Raw genomic sequence first — 19,444 nt, 5'->3', positions numbered from 1 at the left:
GTAGTGGACTACCAGGCGGGTCGGGCTCTCCTGCGCCCCTCGGGCGGAGGCATCGAATGGGAGGCAAACCCGGACGATCTCCGGCCAGCAGACGCCAAAGAACGCCTACGGGCACGCGTGAACGAGATGAATACGAGGCGATTCTGATGCCCGTGCGTTCCGTGTGGCGATTCGTGAACTACACGATCAGCCACGCGAGCGAGGGCGGTGTGACATGGGAAGTCTTCTGCGCGACCTACGGCTGCGACGACTCGCACATCGCCGACAAGGAGGAGCAGTGCTCCGAGTGGGCCATGCGGCACACGGTCAAGACGGGCCACGACTTGTTCCGGCGCGCATGTACCGACCACGCTCGCGTCAGTGCTTCCCCCGCTGAAGCCTCTGTCTCCGCTCCAAGATCTCCCGCCCACCACAGGCGGCGGCCAGTCACGGCCGCGACAGTTAAGCAGGAAGGTGCAGTGATGCTGGACGGAACCAAGCTGTACGGGCTCGACATCAGCGGGGCCTCCTTCGTGAAGGCGTGCGGAGGTCCATGCACCGAGGGGTGCGTGACCCTGGCGCGTATCGGCGAGGACGCCTGGGCTCTGGGAGACAGCAAGCGGCCGGACGTGGAGCCGCTGCGGTTCACCACGGAAGAACTCGACGCGGCCGGCATCGACCCGGCGAGGTTCGGGCTCTCGGTCTGAGCGCTCCCCCCGGCCGGTCCCGGTTCCTGCTTGGAGCCGGGATCGGTTCCCCTTCGATCTTCGACAGCCAAGACACCAAACGGGGAACGACCAGTGCACCACCATGGCTATCTCTGGGTCGGGACGAAAGAGCGTTTCGATGACGACGCCCTACGGCGACCTCCTCATCCGGAGCCGCCCCCAGCTGGAAGCAGACCCGAGCTGCTCCAGCGCTACCGCGAGGTCGCGGCGGAGTTCCCGATCGTGGATCTGCCGCCACTGGAAACGGCGTACTGGCTCGTCAAACCGCCTTCCATGGTTCGGGGCACGTGGGATGAGGCCAAGGAGGCGGCCGTCTGGCTCGGGGAGCGCGTGACCGAGTACGCGCTTCGATTCGCCTCCGATCGGGACCGCGACACCACCGAAGTGGCGTTGCTGGTCAACTCCACCGCTGAGAGGCTGAGTTCCGGAGTCGACGTGTCACTCGGCTTCTACCTCGAACGCCCCTCGTATCTGTCACTGGCGGTGGCGACGTGTTCCCCGAACCGTGCAAAGCCTGAGCTGGCATGTCCCGTCGAGCAAGGAGATACGCAGTGACCAGCATGATTCCCTGGCAGCAGCGGCTGTCCACCGGCACGGTAGACATCCAGGACGAGGTGATCTCCTGGTACCAGCAGACGCGGCACGGCAGGGCTGCATCCCCACCATGATCTGGGGGACGCTTCAGACCGAGGCCTACGCGACAGTCATCCTCCGCCAGGTCGTCGACTTTCTCGGGGTTCCGGACGATGTGCCCGCGGGCGTGGCCAAGCGGATGGAGCGGCAGAAGGTGTTGTACGACGGGGAGCATCACTACGAGGTGATCCTCGGTGAGCAAGCCCTGTACACGACCGTCGGAGGGCCGGAGGTCATGTGGAGCCAGATGGAACGGCTCCTTCGCGACGGCGACCTTTCCTCGCTCTCCCTCGGCATCCTCTCCGCCACCGCAGAGGTGGGTGTCGTTCCCATGCCTGCCTTCAACATGCACGGCGAGGGCCGAGTGCACTACGAACTCGTCTCCTGCGGCGTGGACATCACCGACTCCGCCGAACTCGCCCTCCATGACAAGGCCTTCGATGCCCTGCGCGGTGCAGCGTCCTACGGGGACGCGGCGCGGAAACTGATCACCAAAGCACTCGATTTCTGGAGCAACGCCAGTTCTGCCTCGAAGTGACAGGCCATGCAGGCACCCCGATCACGACAAGTACCGGTTCCGGTAAACATCCTGAAGGAGGCCACTCGTGCCCAATGTCGGCTCTGACCCGGTGTACCTGGACGGTGAAGCCTGGAAAGCCAAGTTCCGGGACTTCCAGAGCGAGGCATGGCGGCTCGAAACGCTGCCCGAATACCGGGTTCCGCAGGAGGAGGAAGGGATCCGAGCCTATCTGGCCGGCGAACGCATCGACCCCCACACGTACTCGGATGCCTACACCGAGGACCTCAAGAGGGTGCGTCGCGAAGGCAAGAGCAAGGGGCGCGTGCACATCGTCACACGCCCTCTCACCACGTACCTCCAGTACGAGTTCATGCACTACCGCCCCCACGTATGGGCGGGCGACGACATCCGGATCATGGACGTGACCGACCGCGAAAACCCTCTTGCCGGCGTCCAAGATTTCTGGATGTTCGACAAGAAGGAAGTCGTCCTCATGCACTACCAGGCGGACGGCACACAGATCAGCCGGGAAGTCTACGAAGGTGACGTGGCGCCCTTCATCGAGTATCAGCGTGTCGCGCTCGCTGAGTCAGTGCCCTTTGAGGAATATGCGAAGGGCCTTGGTGATTGAGCAAGGTGGTGCGGACCTTCGCCTTGAAGACCTTCTCGTTCGCCTTCGCCTCAGCCACCAGCTCGCGTAGCGTCTTCTCCCCGACCACTGGGAACAGGGGCCGGCGTACGACCTCGTCGGGCTTGTCGACGGCGGCCGTCGCCAGCTTGAAGAGGATGCCCTCCATACGGCAGACCTTCTTCAACTCGGCGGTGAGCTGCTTCTCCACCCACCGCTCGGCACGGGCATTGATCTTGTGGACCAGGGCGACCAGCAGGTCGACAACGGCATCGATGATCTCCGCCTGACGGGACGAGCACAGCGCCGCAAGCAGGGTGATCCGAACGTCCTCCGCCGTGTCGCGGAAGTCCGAGGCGTACATCTTGATCGCCCGCGCCCGCCAGGCGGCCACCAGCTTCTCCGAGCAGTCCGTGAACAGCCCGTCGGGCAGCCCGAGCTTGCGCACGTCGTTGAGCTTGGTGATCTCCGTCAGCAGGGAGTCCAGGCTGACCGCGCCCGGGTCGCGCTTGAGCGCGGCCAGGAGGGCGGTACGCCTCATTGTCCTCGGCCACCAGGGACAGCAGCCGGGCCGTGCCCGCCTCGCCCAGGCGGCAGATCGTGCGGGCGCAGAACGCCTTCTCCCGCTTGCCCCGCGCCGCACCTTCTCGATCCGCGTCTGTCCTGGCGGCTCGATCTTCCGCGCCCGGCACTCCAGCAGCAGGGCCTCGCGCTGCCGGTCCTCCACCAGCTCGACCGGACAGACCTCCGCGGCCAGCCACTCGGCCGGCGTCTCCTCGTCCGCGACCGTCGACGGCCGGGACCTTCACCGGATCGGCGACGTACTCCACCGCGGCCGGCGGGACCTCTTCCAGCACATCGGAGAACCGGCCCTCCAGTTCGAAGAACTACAGCAACAGGCTGAACCCGAGCCGGGTCGCCCCGCTTTTGTTCGCAACCAAGTCCCAGTCGCCGTCCACCAGCGTCCCGTTCGCCAACGGTTCCTCTGGCGACCGCTCTTGCCGCACGCCCGCCCCTTTGGCCTCGATCAGTCGATCGGACCAACGTCAGCGCCCAAGACAGGGAAATGGGGCTCGTCCGGCTACCCGCGACCTACTTTGCCTGGCCGGAGCGCCGGCCATCGTCACCAGCACGGCGCTGGTGGGCGCCGGCATCTACGGTGTCAGCGACGGTATCGGCCGGTTCAGCAATGGCCTCGGCCAGGCACTGCGTGAGGCGGAGTCGACCGGGCGGACCGCGGCGGGCGGTGGCAATGAGCAGCGCGCCATGGACCTGGTCATGGAGAATGCCGACTACGGCAATGAACTGCCCATCACCATGAAGGACCCGCGGTGGCCCGCCTCCGACGGATGGGTGAAAATGGAACAAACCGTGGACGGTGTCGAAGTCCACTATGCGTACAACACCCGCACGCGCGAAGCCGCCGATTTCAAGTTCAAGGACCGGAGCCAATGACGCCGACAAACCGCGACAGCGGCCGCCCGGACGTCTCGTGGCCGGCGAGCGCGATGACGCCCGGTACCAGGGTCACCGTGGTCCAGGACCCGTCCTGGGCAGGCCCGTGGCAGGCCGAGTTCCAAGGGGTGATCGACGATTTCCAGCCGCCGGCACCCGTTCGGCACTCCACGGCACAGGAGGGCGAGCTGGCCTACTGGGTCGTGTTCGACAGCCCTCAGTACGACAGTGACGGCTGCGGCCCGTACTACAAAGCCCAGATCTGGGACCGCTACCTAAGGCCGGTCTCGCAGTAGTTGACGGGCACAGGTGTGGCCCGGGTGCACCGGGCCACACCTTCAGCACCCGACGAAGTGGTCGAACTCCCCCGCCTGCACGCCGAACGCGAAGGCGTTCCACTTGCGGCGGACAAGGGCTTCGCCTCCAAGCGGCCGGACCAGGGCTGGCCCGGTCCGGCCCTCCGCTTCCATTCGCTGTCACGCCTCCGCCGCGTGGATTCCGCGCCACAGTTCCGCCATCTCCTCCGCCACTCCGGGGGCCACCAGCAGCAACGGCTCGTCGTACGCAGGTACGGGCGGGAGTGCCACCGCTCCCGCCTCCGTTGCGATCAGGTACGCCGGTAGCCCGTCCACGGCGTGGAATTCGCCGATCGCTGCGGCGGTGGCTCGGCCTGCGGCTACCTGGGAGAGGGAGAGTGCCGTCGAGCCCATCACCCTGGTCGTGCAGTGGCGGGTGGAGAGGGCGTTGAGGAGGGTGTCCAGGCCCGGCCAATGGGCGTGGGCTGCCCATTCCGTCAGGAAGATGTGGCCCGTGAGGGTGGTGTGGGGGGCTGCGTGGATGGGGGTGCCGTTCAGGTGGGCGCCTCTGCCTCGGATTGCTGTGAAGGTCTCTCCGCGCCAGGGGTCTGCCACCAAGCCGAGCAGGGGTGTGCCGTCGGGGGCTGCCAGGCCCAGGGAGAAGGAGCACCAGCCGATGCCGTGGGCGTAGTTCGTGGTGCCGTCCACCGGGTCCACCATCCAGTACGGGGCGTTCGGGGTGGCCGGCTCGTGGGTGCCGTACTCCTCGCCCTCGATGCCGTGGGTCGGGAAGGCGGATCGTAGGACCGAGCGCACGTGCTTCTCGATCGTCTCGTCCGTCTGCGTGACGATGTCCGCCGGGCTTGCCTTCTCTCGTACCCCGCCGGCATGCGGATGGCGGATCGTCTCCGGTGCCCAGGCTGCCAGCTCAGTCGCGATCGTCAGGGCTCGGTCCAGGTCCAGGTCGCGGTCGTTCACGGTGTCACCGTCTTGTAGAGGTACGTCTGCTGTCCAGCCGTGGGCTTCCGGGTGCCGGAGGCCGCCCGCTTTTTTTGCAGTGTCGTGCTTTCGCGAGCCGAGTAAAGGGCGCTCCGCGTCGCCTTCGGCGATGATCCTTCGGGTCACCCTTGACTCGGCTCGCGGAAGCCGAGGAAGAAGCGAGCGAGCGGCGCGGGGAAAGCAGGGGCCCAGGTGGGCCGGCCCTCGCGTGGGCTGCGGTGTGGGCCCTGCCGGGGGCGCTGACTCCGGTCGCAGTCCCCCAGTCCGGCGATCTCCTCCCGTGCGGCAGCCTCCCGCCGATCGAGCTCCTCCGGCCACGACACCATCGCTGCCTCCAAGACCGCACTCCGGGACACGACGATCCGCCGTCCGACCACGAAGGGCAACGGCGCACGGCATCAGCAGCTCACGGCAGAAGAGCCGCACCCATTCCGCCATCACGTACCCACCTGCGCCCCCGCTCCACCTGGGGAATTCCGTGATCGCTCACACCGCCTCGCCGACCTGGGCTATACCTGTGCCGTGACTGTGCCGAGGGACGTAGACGAAGTACGCAACGAGCTGCGCGCCGTTCTCGATCGGTGCGAGGTGTGGCTTCGCGCCGCGTCAGCCGCTCCTGAGACTCCGTCGGAATGGCCAGAGGAGGTCCTCAGCGACGCGGGCACGATGACACGGCTGAGGACACGTGCGGCCTCAACCCTGATCAACGTGGCGCTGCTGGGTGCTTTCTCGTCCGGCAAGAGCTTCCTTCTCAGTGGCCTGCAGGGCGGGCTTGAGCTGGTCGAGGTACCGACCGCCGACGGTCACACGGCGGACAAGTTCGTGGGCCTCCTGCCTTCATCCCCCGTCCCCACCACTGCGTGTCCCGCCAGTGTGGTTCCGGTGGACGACCAGTCCAGCTTCGACGCCTCGGGCACTGGCTATCTGCGGGTGCGTTTCACGGATTCCGGCGAGGACAGGTGGGAGGAGGTGGGGAACTCCCCGGCCCCCTCTGTGGTCGCGGCGTATGCGATGCAGGATGCGGATGTGACCGACCGGCTCAGGCCTCACCGCGGACGCGAGGTGGCCGAACTCGAGATCATGCTCGCCAGCGCCAAGCTTCCGGCGAAGCTCTACGACCTGCCCGGCTATGGTTCCCCGAATCCGGTCCACGACATGATCGTCCGGACCGCGATGGCCGACGCGGACTGCTTCATGTACGTGTCGCATGCCAGCCGCACCCTCTCGGAACGTGACCTTGATCTGATCCGCTTCCTGTACGACCACTACCTGTTGTCGGGGAAACGGGTGGTGTGGGTGGTCACCGCCATCGACGCGGCAGCCAATCTCGACCTCCGGAACATCCCGGAGTGGAAGGCGACGATCGCCCGCAACAACACTTACCTGCGAGACAATTTCACGCTGCCGAACGGCCAGCCGGATCTCGGCTTCATCGGTGAAGGCTTCCTGCCTGTCTCCCCCGCTTTGGAAGCACGTGCGGACAAACTCGGCGCAGAGGGAGCGGAGGCCGCGGCACAGCGGCAGCGTGCCGAAAGCCGCATGGAGACACTGCGCCAGGCGATCGAGGACCTGATCAGTACCGGGACCGGCGCCCGGCACATCGCCGCGGTGGCGACGGAGGCCCGGATCCTCATGACCCCGCGGCACCAGGCGCTTGCCGTGCGGCTGCGCGACGAACGCCTTGAGATCGACGAGCTCAAAGAGTTGCTGAAGAGCGAGCGGCAGCGACTGGAGCTCCTCGACACTGCATTGCCGCGCATGCGCGAGGACCTTGAGCGCAAACTCCACAACCGCATCGCGCGGACCGTTCGCCCCTTCACCCGCCTGTCCGCCCATCTCCACGCCGAGCTGGACGATGTCATCAGGGCCACGGACCTCAACAAGCCCACCAAAGCGAACCAGATTCAGGTGTCGAAGGCCCAGGCGCTCCGTACATGGATCGAAGGGCCGGCCGGTCCGGCGACGCTCTGGACCGAGGAGTTCGAGGGCTTCAAGAAGGACCTGGTCCAAGCGGTGGACCAGGTCTTCGGCGACAAGGATCTCGCGGGACGGCTTCCGGACTTCACTCTTGATGTGAACAGCCTCTCGCTTCCCCAGCAAAGCCGGCGTTCGACCACCCGCCACGACGTGGTGCAGCGGGCAGCGGCGCTGGTCGGCATCGTCACACCCGTCGCAGCCAGCGGGGGCTGGCTGTACGGTCTGGCCGCGGCCGGCACGCTCTTCCCGCCCGCCGGCCTTGTCGCCGGAGTCGCCGCTCTGGTCTTCATCGGTGTCCAGCGCCGGAAGGGCCGGATCAGTTCCCTGCAAGTTCTCCAGGACGAGTGGATCAGCGCGATGGATGCCGAAGTCGCCGCGATCAAGGAGCAGTTCACGCTTGCAACAGGTGTTCAGGGAACCGATGTCGTCGATCATCTGATGGATAATTTGGCGCAATACCGGGAGCAGCTCGAACAGTCCCGCGATCGCATCAAAGAGCGCATCACGAACCCTGAGAACCAGGTCCGGCAGGAACTCATCGACCAGCTCGAACCGCTTTGCGCCGAAGCGCACATTCTCGTCGAGTCCCTCCGGGTTTTGGAGGCGCTCTGACCGGACGGCGACATGCGCGTCGCGACGACCCCGGCCCGGGCCGAATCCCGAACAGGGCGTCGCGAGTTCGCCCTGGACTCCGCCCGTGATCTGTCGTCCGTGGCGTGGCTGGGCCACGGGGGCGGGCGCCGAGGCGTACGAGCGCATCGTCCGGGCGCAGGTCATCCCCGGAATCGAAGAGCGGCGCATCCCGGGGTTCCAGTCGATCGACCTGATCCGGCGCGAGCGCGAAGGCGAGGTCGAGTTCATGACCCTGATGTGGTTCGACGGCCTGGCCTCTGTAGAGCCGTTCATGGGAGCGGACTACGAGAAGGCGCACGTGCCGGCGGCCGCCCAGGCCGTGCTCTCGGACTTCGAAGAGCGGTCAGCCCACTGTGAGGTACTCGACCACCGCCAGCAGTCACACTGAGCAGATCCTGCGCACCGACACCCGGAGCGGGTTGGTCCTTGCAGCAGAGCTGCACCCAATCTCTTTGGGGTTCGGCGACGGATTTTCCGGTGGCGGCTGGTCTTGATGTGGAACGCACGCTGCTACCCACTGGGAGTGCCCGATGTCCGAGACAACCTTTGAGACCGCCGTCGTCACCGGTGCCAGCCGTGGCTTCGGGCGGGCCATTGCCGCCGCCCTCGTTGCCGGGGGGACCCGTGTCGTCGGTGTCGCCCGTGACGAGGGGGAGCTGGGTGCCGTACGTGAGGCGCTTGGTGAGGGGTTCACGGCCGTCGTCGGCGATGCCACCGATGAGGGTCTCGTGCGGGACGTGATCCGTGAGTACCGGCCCGGGCTGCTCGTGCTCAATGCCGGGGCCACCCCGCACATGGCTCCCCTGCAGGAGCAGACCTGGGAGACGTTCAGTCGGAACTGGCACGTCGATGCCCGGCATGCGTTCCTCTGGATGCGGGCCGCGCTGCTGGAGCCGCTGGCGTCGGGGAGTGTCGTCGTCGCCATGTCGAGTGGGGCCGCTCTGGCCGGGTCTCCGCTGAGTGGTGGGTACGCCAGTGCCAAGCAGGCCATCCGGTACATGCGGGGGTATGCGGCGGAGGAGTCGGAGAAAGGTGGGCTTGGTATTCGGTTCGTTGCGCTGCTTCCGCAGCTGACGCCGGCCACCGGGCTCGGCTCCGTCGGGGTCGCGGGGTATGCCGCCCGGCAGGGGGTCGACCCGGACACCTTTGTAGAAGGGCTTGAGTCGATTCTCAGTCCTGAGCAGGTTGCCAAGGCCGTCATCCACGTCGCCGGGGACTCCGGCAGCGCTGCGGAGTACCGGGTCAGCGGTGCCGGGCTGCGCCCGCTCGACTGAATCGCGTGACAATGGAATTCGCCGCACCACGGGGAGTGGCCGCGATGCCGTCCCACACCGACTTCGCCACCCTGGCCGAGCCCTATCGGCCCGAGCTGCTCGCGCACTGCTACCGGATGCTTGGGTCGATTCATGACGCCGAGGACGTGGTGCAGGAGACCTATCTGCGGGCCTGGCGGGGGTACGGGCGGTTCGAGGGGCGCTCCTCGGTGCGGCGGTGGCTTTACAAGATCGCGACCATGGCCTGTCTCACGGCCCTGGAAACACGGTCCCGGCGGCCACTCCCGTCAGGGCTGGGTACGCCCTCGGACGATCACCGGGTTGCCGTGGCCGACCGTGATCCTTCGGTGCCATGGCTCCAGCCGGCGCCCGACTCGCTGTTCGGCGCCGGAGACCCGGCCGCCGTCGTGGCCGGGCGGAGCGGAGTGCGGCTCGCCTTCATCGCCGCGCTTCAGCTGCTGAGCGCGCGGCAGCGGGCCGTGCTGACCCTGCGCGACGTGCTGGCCTTCCGGACGGTCGAGGTCGCCGAGATTCTCGATACGACGACCGCCGCCGTTGACAGTGCGCTGCGTCGGGCTCGAGCCCGGCTGGCCGAGGCCGGGCCGGTCGAGGATGACTTGGGCGAGCCTGATGAGGGGGCGCTACGGGAGCTGCTCGACCGTTATGTCGATGCGTTCACCCGCGCCGACGCCGACGCGCTGGTGGAGCTGTTGCGGGCCGACGTCGAGATGGAGATGCCGCCGATCCCTACCTGGTTCACCGGGCGGCAGGCCGTCATCGGCTTCCTGAGCGGTCGGGTCCTGCGCGCGGGCCGGTGGCGGATGGTGCCCACCCAGGCCAACGGGCAGCCCGCCCTCGTCGTCCACAAGCATGTGGGTGGCGGTCTGTACGAGGCTTACGGTGTCCAGGTTCTGACCCTGATCGGGGGGCGGATCGCTCGTATCACGGCCTTCAACGATCCAAGTCTGGTGCGCGTCTTTGCCCGGTCCGGTCCGTCCGCGCCCGTGGACGGTGCGGCCCCGCGTCGGCGTTAGCCTCGGGGCACCGGAACAAGGACAGAAGGAGGCAGGCATGGCTAAGGTTGCCAGCTCGGTGATTGCCGCGGGCGGGCTCGTCGGTGGGTACGGTGTCGCCCGCTGGACCAAGAAGCGGCCGCTGGGCGGGGTCGTACTGGCCGTCGCCGGGGCGGCCGCCGCTCAGCAGTGGCGGGCGCAGGCCGGTGCGAAGGCCGCGGGGGCGCTGAGCGCCGCCTATGTCGCCGCCTTCGCCGGGTCGCACCCGCTGGCCAAGAAGGTCGGCGCCTGGCCGTCCGTCCTCGGCGTCGCGAGCGCCGTCGCCCTGGCCTCCTGGGCCGTCGCCGACCGACGGGCCTGACAGCAAGGCGTGACAACAGGGGCTCAGGCGGTCGGTAGCGGCTCGCCCTCCGTCCGCTTGAACGCCCGTCGGTACGCCTGCGGGCTCGTTCCCACCACCCGTCGGAACCGTTCCCGGAAGGCCGTCGGGGAGCCGAAGCCCGCCTGGGCGGCGATGCGTTCGACGGGGTGCGCGGTGCTCTCCAGCAGGTACTGCGCACGCCGCACCCGCGCCCGGTGCAGCCACTGCAAGGGCGTCGTGCCGGTCTGTTCTCGGAAGCGGCGGTTGAGGGTACGGGTGCTCATGCCCGCCCGAGCGGCGATCTCGTCCAGGGTGAAGTCCCGGTCGCAGTTGTCCTCCAGCCAGCCCAGCAGCGGCTCCAGGGTCGCGCCGGCCGGGGCCGGGGGCTGGTCGTGGACGATGAACTGGGCCTGCCCGCCCTCCCGTTCGAGGGGCATGACGCACATGCGGGCGGCGTGCGCGGCGACCGCCGAGCCATGGTCCGTACGGATCATGTGCAGACACATGTCCATCGCGGCGGCCGCGCCCGCCGAGGTGAGGAACTGACCGTTGTCGACGTACAGGACGTTCGGGTCGACGGTCACCTCCGGGTGCATCGCGGCCAGGTCCCGGGCCGCGGCCCAGTGCGTCGTCGCGCGCAGTCCGTCCAGCAGGCCCGTCGCCGCGAAGACGAACGCGCCCACGCAGATCGAGGCGATGCGCGTGCCGTTCGCCGCCGCGGCGCGCACCGCCTGCGCGACCTCCGGCGGCAGCGGGACCGTGGGGTCGGCGACCCCGGGCAGGATGATCGTGTCGGCCTCGGCCAGCTCCTCCAGCCCGTACGGCGCCCGCACCGTGAACGCCCCGGCCGCCGCGCTCACCTCCTCCGCGGGCGAGCACACCCGCACCCGGTAGGCGGGCCGGCCGTCCGGCAGCCGGGCCCAGCCGAAGGCGTCGATCGCGGCGGTGAGGTCGAACGGGATGACCTGGTCCAGCGCCAGTACGGCCACGGTGTGCATGGCAAGAAGTTAGCCCTACGACGGATTGTCGCCAAGTGGGACGGCCTCAGGACGGCCTCTGCCTTGGTCCGGGACCGTCAGGGTGGCGAGAATCCGTTGGCCCCTGGCAGTACTGCCACTTCTGCAAGATCCACGTGCCGCCTAGCGTCACCCCGTGACCAAGTTCCTCCTCGCCGTGCACGTGCTCGCAGCCATCGTCGCCGTCGGACCCGTCACCGTCGCGGCCGGCATGTTCCCGCCCGCCGCCCGCCGTGCCCTGGAGTCCCCGGACGATCCCCGGGCGGCGGAGACCGTCGGGCTGCTGCACCGGATATGCCAGGTGTACGGCGTCGTCGGCGTCGTCGTTCCCGTCTTCGGGTTCGCCACCGCGAGCAATATGGGTGTGCTCGGCGATGCCTGGCTGATCGTGTCGATCGCGCTGACCGCCCTCGCCGCGCTCGTGCTGGTGGCGCTGGTGCTGCCCCGGCAGAGCGCGCTCGTCGAGGGCGGCGGCACGCGGGGGGCGACCGTACGGCTCGCGATGTTCACGGGGCTGTTCAACCTGCTGTGGGCCACGGTCACGATCCTGATGATCGTGCGGCCGGGGTCGACCACGGGCGCCTGAGTTTCCGTTATCGGCTCCCGCCCCGGCCCGTCTCCCCGGCATGCACGTGACTCGAGAGATCAGCCGCCGGAGCATGCTGAAGGCCACGGGAGCCGGGGCAGCCGCCATGGGTGTCACGGCCGGTGCGGCCAGTGTGACCGCCACCCCTGCCGCGGCCGCGAACGCCGGGAGCGCCTTCGCACACCCCGGCCTGCTGCACACCCGTACCGATCTGGACCGCATGGCCGCCAAGGTGAAGGCGGGAGCCGCGCCCTACACGGCGGGCTTCGCCAAGCTGACCGCCAACCGGCATGCGCAGAGCGGCCGGCGGGCCAATCCGCAGGCGACGGTGTACCGGGGAGCGGGCAGCCCGCAGAACTACGCGATCCTCTACAACGACATCCACGCTGCCTACCAGAACGCCCTCCGCCACCACGTCAGCGGCGACAGCGCGCATGCCGACACCGCCGTTGCGATCCTCAACGCCTGGTCGGCGAAGCTGACTTCGATCGGCGGGTCCGCGGACCGGTTCCTCGCGGCGGGACTGTACGGCTACCAGTTCGCCAACGCCGCCGAACTCGTCCGCGACCACCCGGACTTCGACCTCGGCGCGGCGAAGAAGGTGCTGCTCGACGTCTTCCATCCGCTCAGTGAGTCCTTCCTCGCCCGGCACAACGACGCCGTCGTCACCAACTACTGGCCCAACTGGGACCTCACCGCCCTCGCCTGCGTACTGGCCGTCGGCATCTTCTGCGACGACCACGCCAAGGTGGAGCGGGCGGTGGAGTACTTCAAACACGGTGCGGGGATGGGGTCCGTCCGCAACGCGATTCCGGTCGTGTACGACGACGGGCTCGCCGAGTGGGTGGAGGCCGGGCGTGACCAGGGGCATGCGCTGCTGGGTGTTGGGCTGATGGGCACCGTGTGCGAGATGGCCTGGAATCAGGGGATCGATCTGTACGGCTATGACGACAGCCGGTTCCTCAAGGGGGCGCAGTACGTGGCCAAGTGGAGTCTTGGTGGCGATGTGCCGTATACGCCCAACACGCGGAAGAAGGGGGCCCTGCATGGGTGGTCGGGGACTGAGAGCGCCGGTGCGGCGGCGGGTGTGGATCCGGCGATGACTCGGCCCATCTGGGCCATGATCGCCAACCATTACGCGAAGCGGCGAGGGGTGTCCGCGTCGTATGTCACCCGGATCGCGGCCAAGGCTTCGCCCGAGGGTGGGGGTGGGGACTATGGGCCCAACAGCGGGGGGTACGACCAGCTTGGCTTTGGGACGTTGGCGTTCTCGCGGGATCGGGGGGCGGTGGCGGCGGGGGAGGCTTCGGGGGGTGGCTCGGGGGGTGGTGCTCGGGCGCAGTCGGGGGGTACTCCGTCGGCTGCCGCGGCCGGAAGCGGTGGTGGACGTGACCTTGCCGCCACCGGGTCCGGGGGCGGCTTGGGCTGGACCGCCGCGGCGGGGGTCACCGCCGTTGCTGGAGGGCTGCTTCTGCTGCGGCGGCGGGGGCGGGGTGGGCGCTCGGCTGAGTAGGTGCCCTGTGCTGGTGCCGGGCGGGGGTGGGTCGCGCAGCCCGGCGCTGTCGGGGTGCCTCCCCCAAGCTCTCGGCTTCGCTCGAGCAGGGGGACCCCCATCGCCCACCCGTGCCGCCTGGGGGTCCCCCTGCTCGAAGAGCTTGGGGGAGGCACGACTGCCCGCAGTCGGGCGGTCCAGGCCGCCGCAGTTCGGCGGCGTTGGTCACCGCAGCTGGGAGCCCTATGCCCCTAGGCCCCGCGAGATCGTGTAGATCAGCAGGCCCGCCAGTGAGCCGACCACCGTGCCGTTGATTCGGATGAACTGGAGGTCGCGGCCGATGTGGGCCTCGATCTTGCGGGTGGTGTGTTCGGCGTCCCAGCTCGCCACCGTGTCGGTGATCAGGGAGGTGATCTCCTTGCGGTAGGTCTTCACGACGTGTACCGCTGCGCCCTCGACCCAGCTGTCGACCTTGTCATGAACCTTGGGTTCGGTGGCCATCCGGGCGCCCAGGGACAGGAGGGAGGCGCGGACTCGTAGGCGCAGCTCGCTGCGCTCGTCCTCGGCCGCGGAGACGATCATGGATCGTACGGCCGTCCAGGCGGACGCGATCAGGTCCTGGACCTCGCCGCGGCCCAGCACCTCGCCCTTGAGCCGCTCGACGCGCGCGCGGGTGTCGGTGTCGGACTGGAGGTCGAAGGCGAAGTCGGTGAGGAAGCGGTCGAGGGCGCCGCGGGCGGGGTGGGAGGGCATGTCGCGCATCTCGGCGCAGAAGCGGAGCAGCTCCTTGTAGACGCGTTCGCCGACCTTCTTGTCGACGAAGCGCGGGGTCCAGCCGGGGGCGCCGCCCTGGACGGCGTCCATGACCTGGTCGTCGTGCAGGACGAGCCAGTCGTGGGCCCGGGTGACGACGAGATCGACGAACCGTTTGTGGCCGCCGTCGGCGACGACCTTCTCCAGCATCTTCCCTATGCCGGGCGCGATCTCCTGGGCGTCGGCGCGGCGGGTGATCGCCTCGCCGACCACCGCCTGGACGTCGGAGTCGCGCATGACCGTGAGAGCGCCGCGCAGGGCCGTGGCCAGCTCGGCCGTCACCCGGTCGGCGTGCTCCGGTTCCGCCAGCCAGGCGCCCAGGCGGCTGCCGATGCCGACGGCGCGCAGCCGCTGCCGTACGACGTCCTCGGAGAGGAAGTTCTCGCCGACGAATTCGCCCAGGGAGACGCCCAGCTGATCCTTCTTGTTGGGGATGATCGCGGTGTGCGGAATGGGCACGCCGAGGGGGTGGCGGAAGAGCGCGGTGACCGCGAACCAGTCCGCCAGGGCGCCGACCATGCCGGCCTCGGCGGCCGCGGCCACGTAGTCCGCCCAGGGGCCGGCGCCCCGGCCGGAAGCCCATTTGGCGAGGGCGTACACCACCGCCACGAACAGCAGCATCCCGGTCGCCGTGAGTTTCATGCGCCGTACCCCGCGCTGCCGCTCCTCGTCGGCGGGGGTGAAGGCGCTCATGGATTTGTAGGACGGGGCGCTGGTGCGTGGTGCCGTTGCCACTTCCGTTTCCGTCGTTTCCGTACGTTCCATCTGCTCCACCCGTTCGGTGATCCCTCACACATTGTCCCTTCCTGACCGACTCCTGGAACGGAACAGGAGTTCCCGGCGTCTGTCAGAAAGGGGGTTTGGACAGGGTCCTGTCAGTTCTCCCGGACCCATGTCGCATCATGGACACAACAGATCGGAGCCCCGGGCTCCCAGTGCCCGAGGAGAACAACACCAGCATGACCAGGCGTCATGGCTATGCCCTGCTCAGTGCCGTGCTAGCGCTGGTCGTGGCCCTGTGCGCCGCCATCTTCGTCACGGTCGCGGCCGACGACGGCGTCCCGCCCGCCGGCGCCGGCGCGGGCCGCCCGCACCACGACGCCTCGGCCGCTCCCGCCTCCACCGGCACCTGGGTCGGCTCCTGGTCCACCTCCCCGGCCGGCGCCGAGCCGGGCACCGAGACCGACGGACTGGCGGGGCGTTCGGTGCGCAACGTCGTGCACGCGAGCGCCGGGGGTACGAGTGCCCGGATCACGCTGTCCAATCTCTACGGCCAGGCGCCGCTGACCGTCAGCCACGCCTCGATCGCGGTCGCGGCCGGCGACGACACCGCGGCGGCCGCGGCACAGACGATGCGCCGGCTCACCTTCGGCGGCAGCCCCGACGTGGTCATACCGGCGGGCGGGCAGGTGCTGAGCGACGCGGTGCGCATGGCGATACCGCGCGAGACGGACGTGCTGGTCACCACGTACTCCCCCGTCCCGTCGGGACCGGTCACCTACCACCCGCACGCGCGGCAGGTGTCGTACGTCGCGCAGGGCGACCACACGGAGGACCCGGCCGCCGCCCCGTACACCGAACAGACGCCGTACTGGCGCTATCTGACCGCCCTCGACGTGCTGAGCAACGAGTCCGACGGCACGGTCGTCGTGCTCGGCGACTCGATCACCGACGGGATCACCTCCACCGAGGGCGCCAACCACCGCTGGACGGACGTCCTTTCGGAGCGGCTGCGCACGGCGCTCGCCGACGGCCGCCGGGACCTGCCCCGCTACAGCGTCGTCAACCAGGGCATCAGCGGCAACCAGGTGCTCGCGAACGGACTCGGGCGGCCCGCCGACAACCAGAGCGGGCTCGGCCGCTTCGGCCGGGACGTGCTCTCCCGTACGAACGTCAAGGTCGTCGTCATCGAGCTGGGCGTCAACGACATCCTCAGGAACCCGCGCCTCGCCGACCCCGACCGGATCACCGACGGCCTGCGCACCCTCGTCCGCCAGGCCCACGCCCGCGGCCTCAAGGTCGTCGGTGCCACCCTGATGCCCTTCCAGGGCCACCGCGGGTACTCGCCGGCCCGGGAGGCGGTACGGCAGCAGGTCAACGCCCGGATCCGGGCCGGGCAGGTCTACGACGCGGTGGTCGACTTCGACCACGCCCTGCGTGACCCGTACAACCCGCGCAGGCTCCGCCCCGACTACGACTCGGGCGACCATCTCCACCCCAGCGACGAGGGCTTCCGGAAGATGGCGGAGGTCTTCGACCTGCGGGAGCTGAAGGGTGCGGGGCAGGCGGAGCTGTAGCCGGTACGGCGGCCCCGCTCAGCAGTCCCTTCGCGCCTGCGGCGCCTCGGTGGTCCCCGCGCCCGCCTCTCACCAGTCCCCGCGCCTGCGCCGCCGCTCCCGCTGGCGCTCACGGCGCTCCTCGTGCCGCTCGCGGCGCTCTTCATGGCGCTCCCGCAGCAGGTCACGGTGACCATCGAACATCCTGCGGTGGGCATCCTGGATGTCGTCCCGGAAGGAGTTCTCCAGTTCCTTGCGCGCCGTCTTGCGGTCCAGCTTCTCCTGGCGGCGCTCCTCCTTCAGCCGCTGCCGCTCGGCCCGCGTCACCTTGCGCTCCACCCCGACCCCGCCCCAGAAGGCGAAGCCGCTCACGATCACCCGCGGGGCGCCCGGCTCGCCCCCCACGCCCTCCTCGCGGTGGTCGAAGCCGCCCATGATGCCGATGCCCCGCACGACGACCTCGACCCCGGGCGGCACGATGACCTGCATCCCGCCCATGATCGCAACGCAGTTGATCTCCACCTCGCGGTCCGCGAAGTCCGCCTCCCGCAGATCGATCTCGCCGCCGCCCCAGAAGGCGAAGCAGTTGAGCCGCTTCGGCATGGTCCAGCGGCCCTTGCGCTGGAAGCCGGACATGATCGCGACCGCCCAGGCGGTCGAGCCCTCGCCGCCGGTGATCCGGCCCGCCCAACTCCCGCTCTCCACGGGGTCCTTGCGCAGGGACACCACGGGAGGGGCCGCCACGTCCGGACCCGGCAGGTCCCGGGTGATGGGCGCCAGCTCGCGGTAGGTCCGCGCCTTGTACGTCGCCTCCAGCCGCTCCTCGAACTCCTCCATGTCGAGCCGCCCTTCCGCGAGGGCGTCCCGCAGGACCTCGGCGACTCGTTCACGATCGGCGTCGGAGGCACGCAGTTCCGGGGCATCGTCGGTCATGGAGAGCAGCCTACGAGTTCCCCGCGCCGGGCACTATGCGGTGGCCTTGTCGGCGTACATCTTCGCGATCACCGCCTCGATGTCGGGCTCCCGCACCGACAGGTCCACCAGCGGATACTCCGCCGCCACCCGCGCCACCAGCGGCGCCGCCGACTCGGACGCCGGGAAGGCCAGCCACTGCCGCGGGCCCTCCACCTTCACCACGCGGGCCGGCGGCACCTCGACGGGCGGCAGCTCCCGCTCCAGGTCCACCACCAGCGTCCGCTCGCTCGCCCCCACCTCGTGCAGCCCGGCGAGCGGGCCGTCGTACATCAGCCGGCCGTGGTCGATGACCATCACCCGGGAGCAGAGCTGCTCGATGTCCTGGAGGTCGTGCGTGGTCAGCAGCACCGTGGTGTCGCGCTCGGCGTTCAACTCCCGCAGGAAGCCGCGGACCTTGGCCTTGGAGATGACGTCCAGGCCGATCGTCGGCTCGTCGAGGTAGAGCACCTCGGGGTCGTGCAGCAGCGCCGCCGCGATGTCGCCGCGCATGCGCTGGCCGAGGGAGAGCTGGCGGACGGGGACGTCCAACAGGTCGGCGAGTTCGAGGAGTTCGACACAGCGGTCCAGGTTCTCGCGGTAACGCCGGTCCGGGATCCGGTACATGCGGTGCACCAGCCGGTAGGAGTCGATCAGCGGCAGGTCCCACCACAGCGTGGTCCGCTGCCCGAACACCACGCCGATACGGTGCGCCAGGCGGGCGCGTTCACGGGAGGGGTCGATGCCGGCCACGCGCAGGCGGCCGCCGCTCGGGGTCAGGATGCCCGTGAGCATCTTGATCGTCGTCGACTTGCCCGCGCCGTTGGGGCCGATGTAGCCGACCATCTCGCCGCGCGCCACGGTGAAGGAGATCGAGTCGACCGCCCGCACCTCCCGGCGCTCCCGCTTGAGGAAGCCGGCCTTCTTCCGCACCTCGAAGACTTTCTCGACGCGGTCGAGTTCGATGAAGTTCACGATCGAGTCCTCGGTGAAGTCACTGTCCATGGTTCCCTCAGCTCCCCGTACTCCGATACGACCGAAGCCCCGCCCGCCATGCCGCTCCCGCCAGCGCGCAGCACCCCACCGCCACGAGCGGCGGCGCGAAGGCCGTCCACCGCGGCAGGTGCAGCGGATACGGCAGCCCCAGGACGTAGGTCGCGGGCAGCCAGTTGACGAAGGCCAGCGGCAGCACGAAGGTCACCCCGCGCACCAGGTCCTTCGCGAAGACGGTGGGCGGGTACTGCAGCAGCGTGGTGCCGCCGTAGGTGAACGCGTTCTGCACCTCGGAGGCGTCCTGCGCCGCGAACTGGAAGGCCGCGCCGGCCACGAACACCGCGCTGAAGATCGCGGCGCCGCTGATCACCATCACCGGCATCAGCAGCAGCTTCAGCGGGGTCCACTCGATGTCCACGGCCGTCAGCGCGTAGCCGAGCACCAGGGAGCCCTGCGTCACCCGGCCCAGGCGGCGCAGCGCGAACCGGTCGGCGGCCAGCTGCGCCAGCACCGGCGCCGGACGGACCAGGAGGGTGTCGAAGGTGCCGTCGCGCACCCGGCGCCCCAGCCGTTCCATCGAGCCGATCACCAGATCGGCCAGCCCGAAGGCCGTACTGGACAGCCCGTACAGGAAGGCGACCTCGGGCAGCGAGTAGCCGCCGAGCGCGTCCACGCGGGAGAACATCAGCAGGATCGCCACGAAGTCGAGGGCGGTCGCGGTGAAGTTGGCGACCGTCGTCATCACGAAGGACGTCCGGTACGCCATCGTGGAGCGGATCCACATCGCGGCGATCATCCGGTAGGCGCGCATCCCGTCGGCG

Annotated in this window: 21 protein-coding genes and 1 pseudogene; 15 read left to right on the top strand and 7 right to left on the bottom strand. The window is 69.1% G+C overall.

Annotated features, from left to right (window positions below):
- Positions 1-56: 56 nt before the first annotated feature.
- The 5 genes and pseudogenes from ACZ4EG_RS00810 to ACZ4EG_RS00790 form a co-directional block, all read left to right on the top strand.
- A pseudogene (locus ACZ4EG_RS00810) lies at positions 57-353 on the top strand (DUF7848 domain-containing protein); the annotation flags it as partial.
- Between the two features lie 108 nt (positions 354-461).
- Entirely contained in the window at positions 462-686 is a 225-nt protein-coding gene (locus ACZ4EG_RS00805) for a DUF397 domain-containing protein (RefSeq protein WP_453557354.1), read from the top strand.
- Positions 687-779: 93 nt separating this feature from the next.
- On the top strand, positions 780-1,262 hold the full coding sequence (locus ACZ4EG_RS00800; protein WP_467789051.1) for a hypothetical protein: 483 nt from the start codon (positions 780-782) through the stop codon (positions 1,260-1,262).
- 109 nt (positions 1,263-1,371) lie between these two features.
- Positions 1,372-1,878 carry a Scr1 family TA system antitoxin-like transcriptional regulator gene (locus tag ACZ4EG_RS00795; RefSeq protein WP_467789050.1) on the top strand — a complete coding sequence of 169 codons (507 nt, stop codon included), beginning with the start codon at positions 1,372-1,374 and terminating at the stop codon, positions 1,876-1,878.
- A gap of 91 nt (positions 1,879-1,969) precedes the next feature.
- Positions 1,970-2,491 (top strand): DUF6879 family protein, encoded by a 522-nt coding sequence (locus tag ACZ4EG_RS00790; protein WP_467789455.1) that lies wholly within the window; start codon positions 1,970-1,972, stop codon positions 2,489-2,491.
- Here the strand turns inward: ACZ4EG_RS00790 and ACZ4EG_RS00785 are convergent.
- On the bottom strand, positions 2,418-3,029 hold the full coding sequence (locus ACZ4EG_RS00785) for a hypothetical protein (RefSeq protein ID WP_467789049.1): 612 nt from the start codon (positions 3,027-3,029) through the stop codon (positions 2,418-2,420). The two genes, ACZ4EG_RS00790 and ACZ4EG_RS00785, sit on opposite strands and share 74 nt — an antisense overlap.
- A 599-nt stretch (positions 3,030-3,628) precedes the next feature.
- Here ACZ4EG_RS00785 and ACZ4EG_RS00780 point away from each other — a divergent pair.
- Entirely contained in the window at positions 3,629-3,943 is a 315-nt protein-coding gene (locus ACZ4EG_RS00780; RefSeq protein ID WP_467789048.1) for a hypothetical protein, read from the top strand.
- Positions 3,940-4,239, top strand: a complete 300-nt coding sequence (locus ACZ4EG_RS00775; RefSeq protein WP_467789047.1) for a ferrous iron transport protein A — start codon at positions 3,940-3,942, stop codon at positions 4,237-4,239. Before ACZ4EG_RS00780 ends, ACZ4EG_RS00775 begins: the two co-directional genes overlap by 4 nt.
- A gap of 180 nt (positions 4,240-4,419) precedes the next feature.
- On the opposite strand, the gene ACZ4EG_RS00770 is transcribed toward ACZ4EG_RS00775, so the two are convergent.
- A complete protein-coding gene (locus tag ACZ4EG_RS00770; protein ID WP_467789046.1) occupies positions 4,420-5,217 on the bottom strand; it encodes an inositol monophosphatase family protein in 798 nt (265 codons plus the stop codon).
- Between the two features lie 729 nt (positions 5,218-5,946).
- Between ACZ4EG_RS00770 and ACZ4EG_RS00765 the strand changes: the two genes are divergently transcribed.
- The 5 genes from ACZ4EG_RS00765 to ACZ4EG_RS00745 all read left to right on the top strand — a co-directional run bounded on the left by ACZ4EG_RS00765 (position 5,947) and on the right by ACZ4EG_RS00745 (position 10,496).
- A complete protein-coding gene (locus ACZ4EG_RS00765) occupies positions 5,947-7,827 on the top strand; it encodes a dynamin family protein (protein ID WP_467789045.1) in 1,881 nt (626 codons plus the stop codon).
- Positions 7,828-7,912: 85 nt separating this feature from the next.
- Positions 7,913-8,236, top strand: a complete 324-nt coding sequence (locus tag ACZ4EG_RS00760) for an antibiotic biosynthesis monooxygenase (protein WP_467789044.1) — start codon at positions 7,913-7,915, stop codon at positions 8,234-8,236.
- Between the two features lie 142 nt (positions 8,237-8,378).
- Positions 8,379-9,122, top strand: coding sequence for an SDR family oxidoreductase (locus tag ACZ4EG_RS00755; protein WP_467789043.1), 744 nt, complete (start codon positions 8,379-8,381; stop codon positions 9,120-9,122).
- Between the two features lie 11 nt (positions 9,123-9,133).
- On the top strand, positions 9,134-10,156 hold the full coding sequence (locus ACZ4EG_RS00750; protein ID WP_467789042.1) for a sigma-70 family RNA polymerase sigma factor: 1,023 nt from the start codon (positions 9,134-9,136) through the stop codon (positions 10,154-10,156).
- Between the two features lie 37 nt (positions 10,157-10,193).
- Positions 10,194-10,496 (top strand): hypothetical protein, encoded by a 303-nt coding sequence (locus tag ACZ4EG_RS00745; RefSeq protein ID WP_467789041.1) that lies wholly within the window; start codon positions 10,194-10,196, stop codon positions 10,494-10,496.
- Between the two features lie 23 nt (positions 10,497-10,519).
- Here the strand turns inward: ACZ4EG_RS00745 and ACZ4EG_RS00740 are convergent, their stop codons facing one another.
- Positions 10,520-11,494 carry a GlxA family transcriptional regulator gene (locus tag ACZ4EG_RS00740; protein ID WP_467789040.1) on the bottom strand — a complete coding sequence of 325 codons (975 nt, stop codon included), beginning with the start codon at positions 11,492-11,494 and terminating at the stop codon, positions 10,520-10,522.
- Positions 11,495-11,648: 154 nt separating this feature from the next.
- On the opposite strand from ACZ4EG_RS00740, the gene ACZ4EG_RS00735 reads away from it, so the two are divergent.
- Together ACZ4EG_RS00735 and ACZ4EG_RS00730 are read left to right on the top strand one after the other, a co-directional pair.
- Positions 11,649-12,098: a hypothetical protein gene (locus ACZ4EG_RS00735; protein WP_467789039.1), complete on the top strand. Its 450-nt coding sequence runs from the start codon at positions 11,649-11,651 to the stop codon at positions 12,096-12,098.
- A gap of 40 nt (positions 12,099-12,138) precedes the next feature.
- On the top strand, positions 12,139-13,611 hold the full coding sequence (locus ACZ4EG_RS00730) for an alginate lyase family protein (RefSeq protein ID WP_467789038.1): 1,473 nt from the start codon (positions 12,139-12,141) through the stop codon (positions 13,609-13,611).
- Positions 13,612-13,833: 222 nt separating this feature from the next.
- Here the strand turns inward: ACZ4EG_RS00730 and ACZ4EG_RS00725 are convergent, their stop codons facing one another.
- A complete protein-coding gene (locus tag ACZ4EG_RS00725; protein ID WP_467789037.1) occupies positions 13,834-15,096 on the bottom strand; it encodes a DUF445 domain-containing protein in 1,263 nt (420 codons plus the stop codon).
- 266 nt (positions 15,097-15,362) lie between these two features.
- Here ACZ4EG_RS00725 and ACZ4EG_RS00720 point away from each other — a divergent pair, with 266 nt between their 5' ends.
- A complete protein-coding gene (locus tag ACZ4EG_RS00720; protein ID WP_467789036.1) occupies positions 15,363-16,700 on the top strand; it encodes an SGNH/GDSL hydrolase family protein in 1,338 nt (445 codons plus the stop codon).
- Positions 16,701-16,769: 69 nt separating this feature from the next.
- Here the strand turns inward: ACZ4EG_RS00720 and ACZ4EG_RS00715 are convergent, their stop codons facing one another.
- From ACZ4EG_RS00715 to ACZ4EG_RS00705, 3 genes are read right to left on the bottom strand one after another with little or no spacing between them, the layout of a single operon-like run.
- Entirely contained in the window at positions 16,770-17,612 is an 843-nt protein-coding gene (locus tag ACZ4EG_RS00715; protein WP_467789035.1) for a DUF1707 SHOCT-like domain-containing protein, read from the bottom strand.
- A gap of 33 nt (positions 17,613-17,645) precedes the next feature.
- Positions 17,646-18,635, bottom strand: coding sequence for an ABC transporter ATP-binding protein (locus ACZ4EG_RS00710; protein WP_453557272.1), 990 nt, complete (start codon positions 18,633-18,635; stop codon positions 17,646-17,648).
- A 7-nt stretch (positions 18,636-18,642) separates the two neighbouring features.
- A complete protein-coding gene (locus ACZ4EG_RS00705) occupies positions 18,643-19,434 on the bottom strand; it encodes an ABC transporter permease (protein WP_467789454.1) in 792 nt (263 codons plus the stop codon).
- Between the last annotated feature and the right edge of the window lie 10 nt (positions 19,435-19,444).

The organism is Streptomyces sp. NPDC025638 (assembly GCF_055558775.1).
The sequence above is the reverse complement of the archived record's forward strand: the minus strand, read 5'-3'. Positions and strand labels throughout refer to the sequence as shown.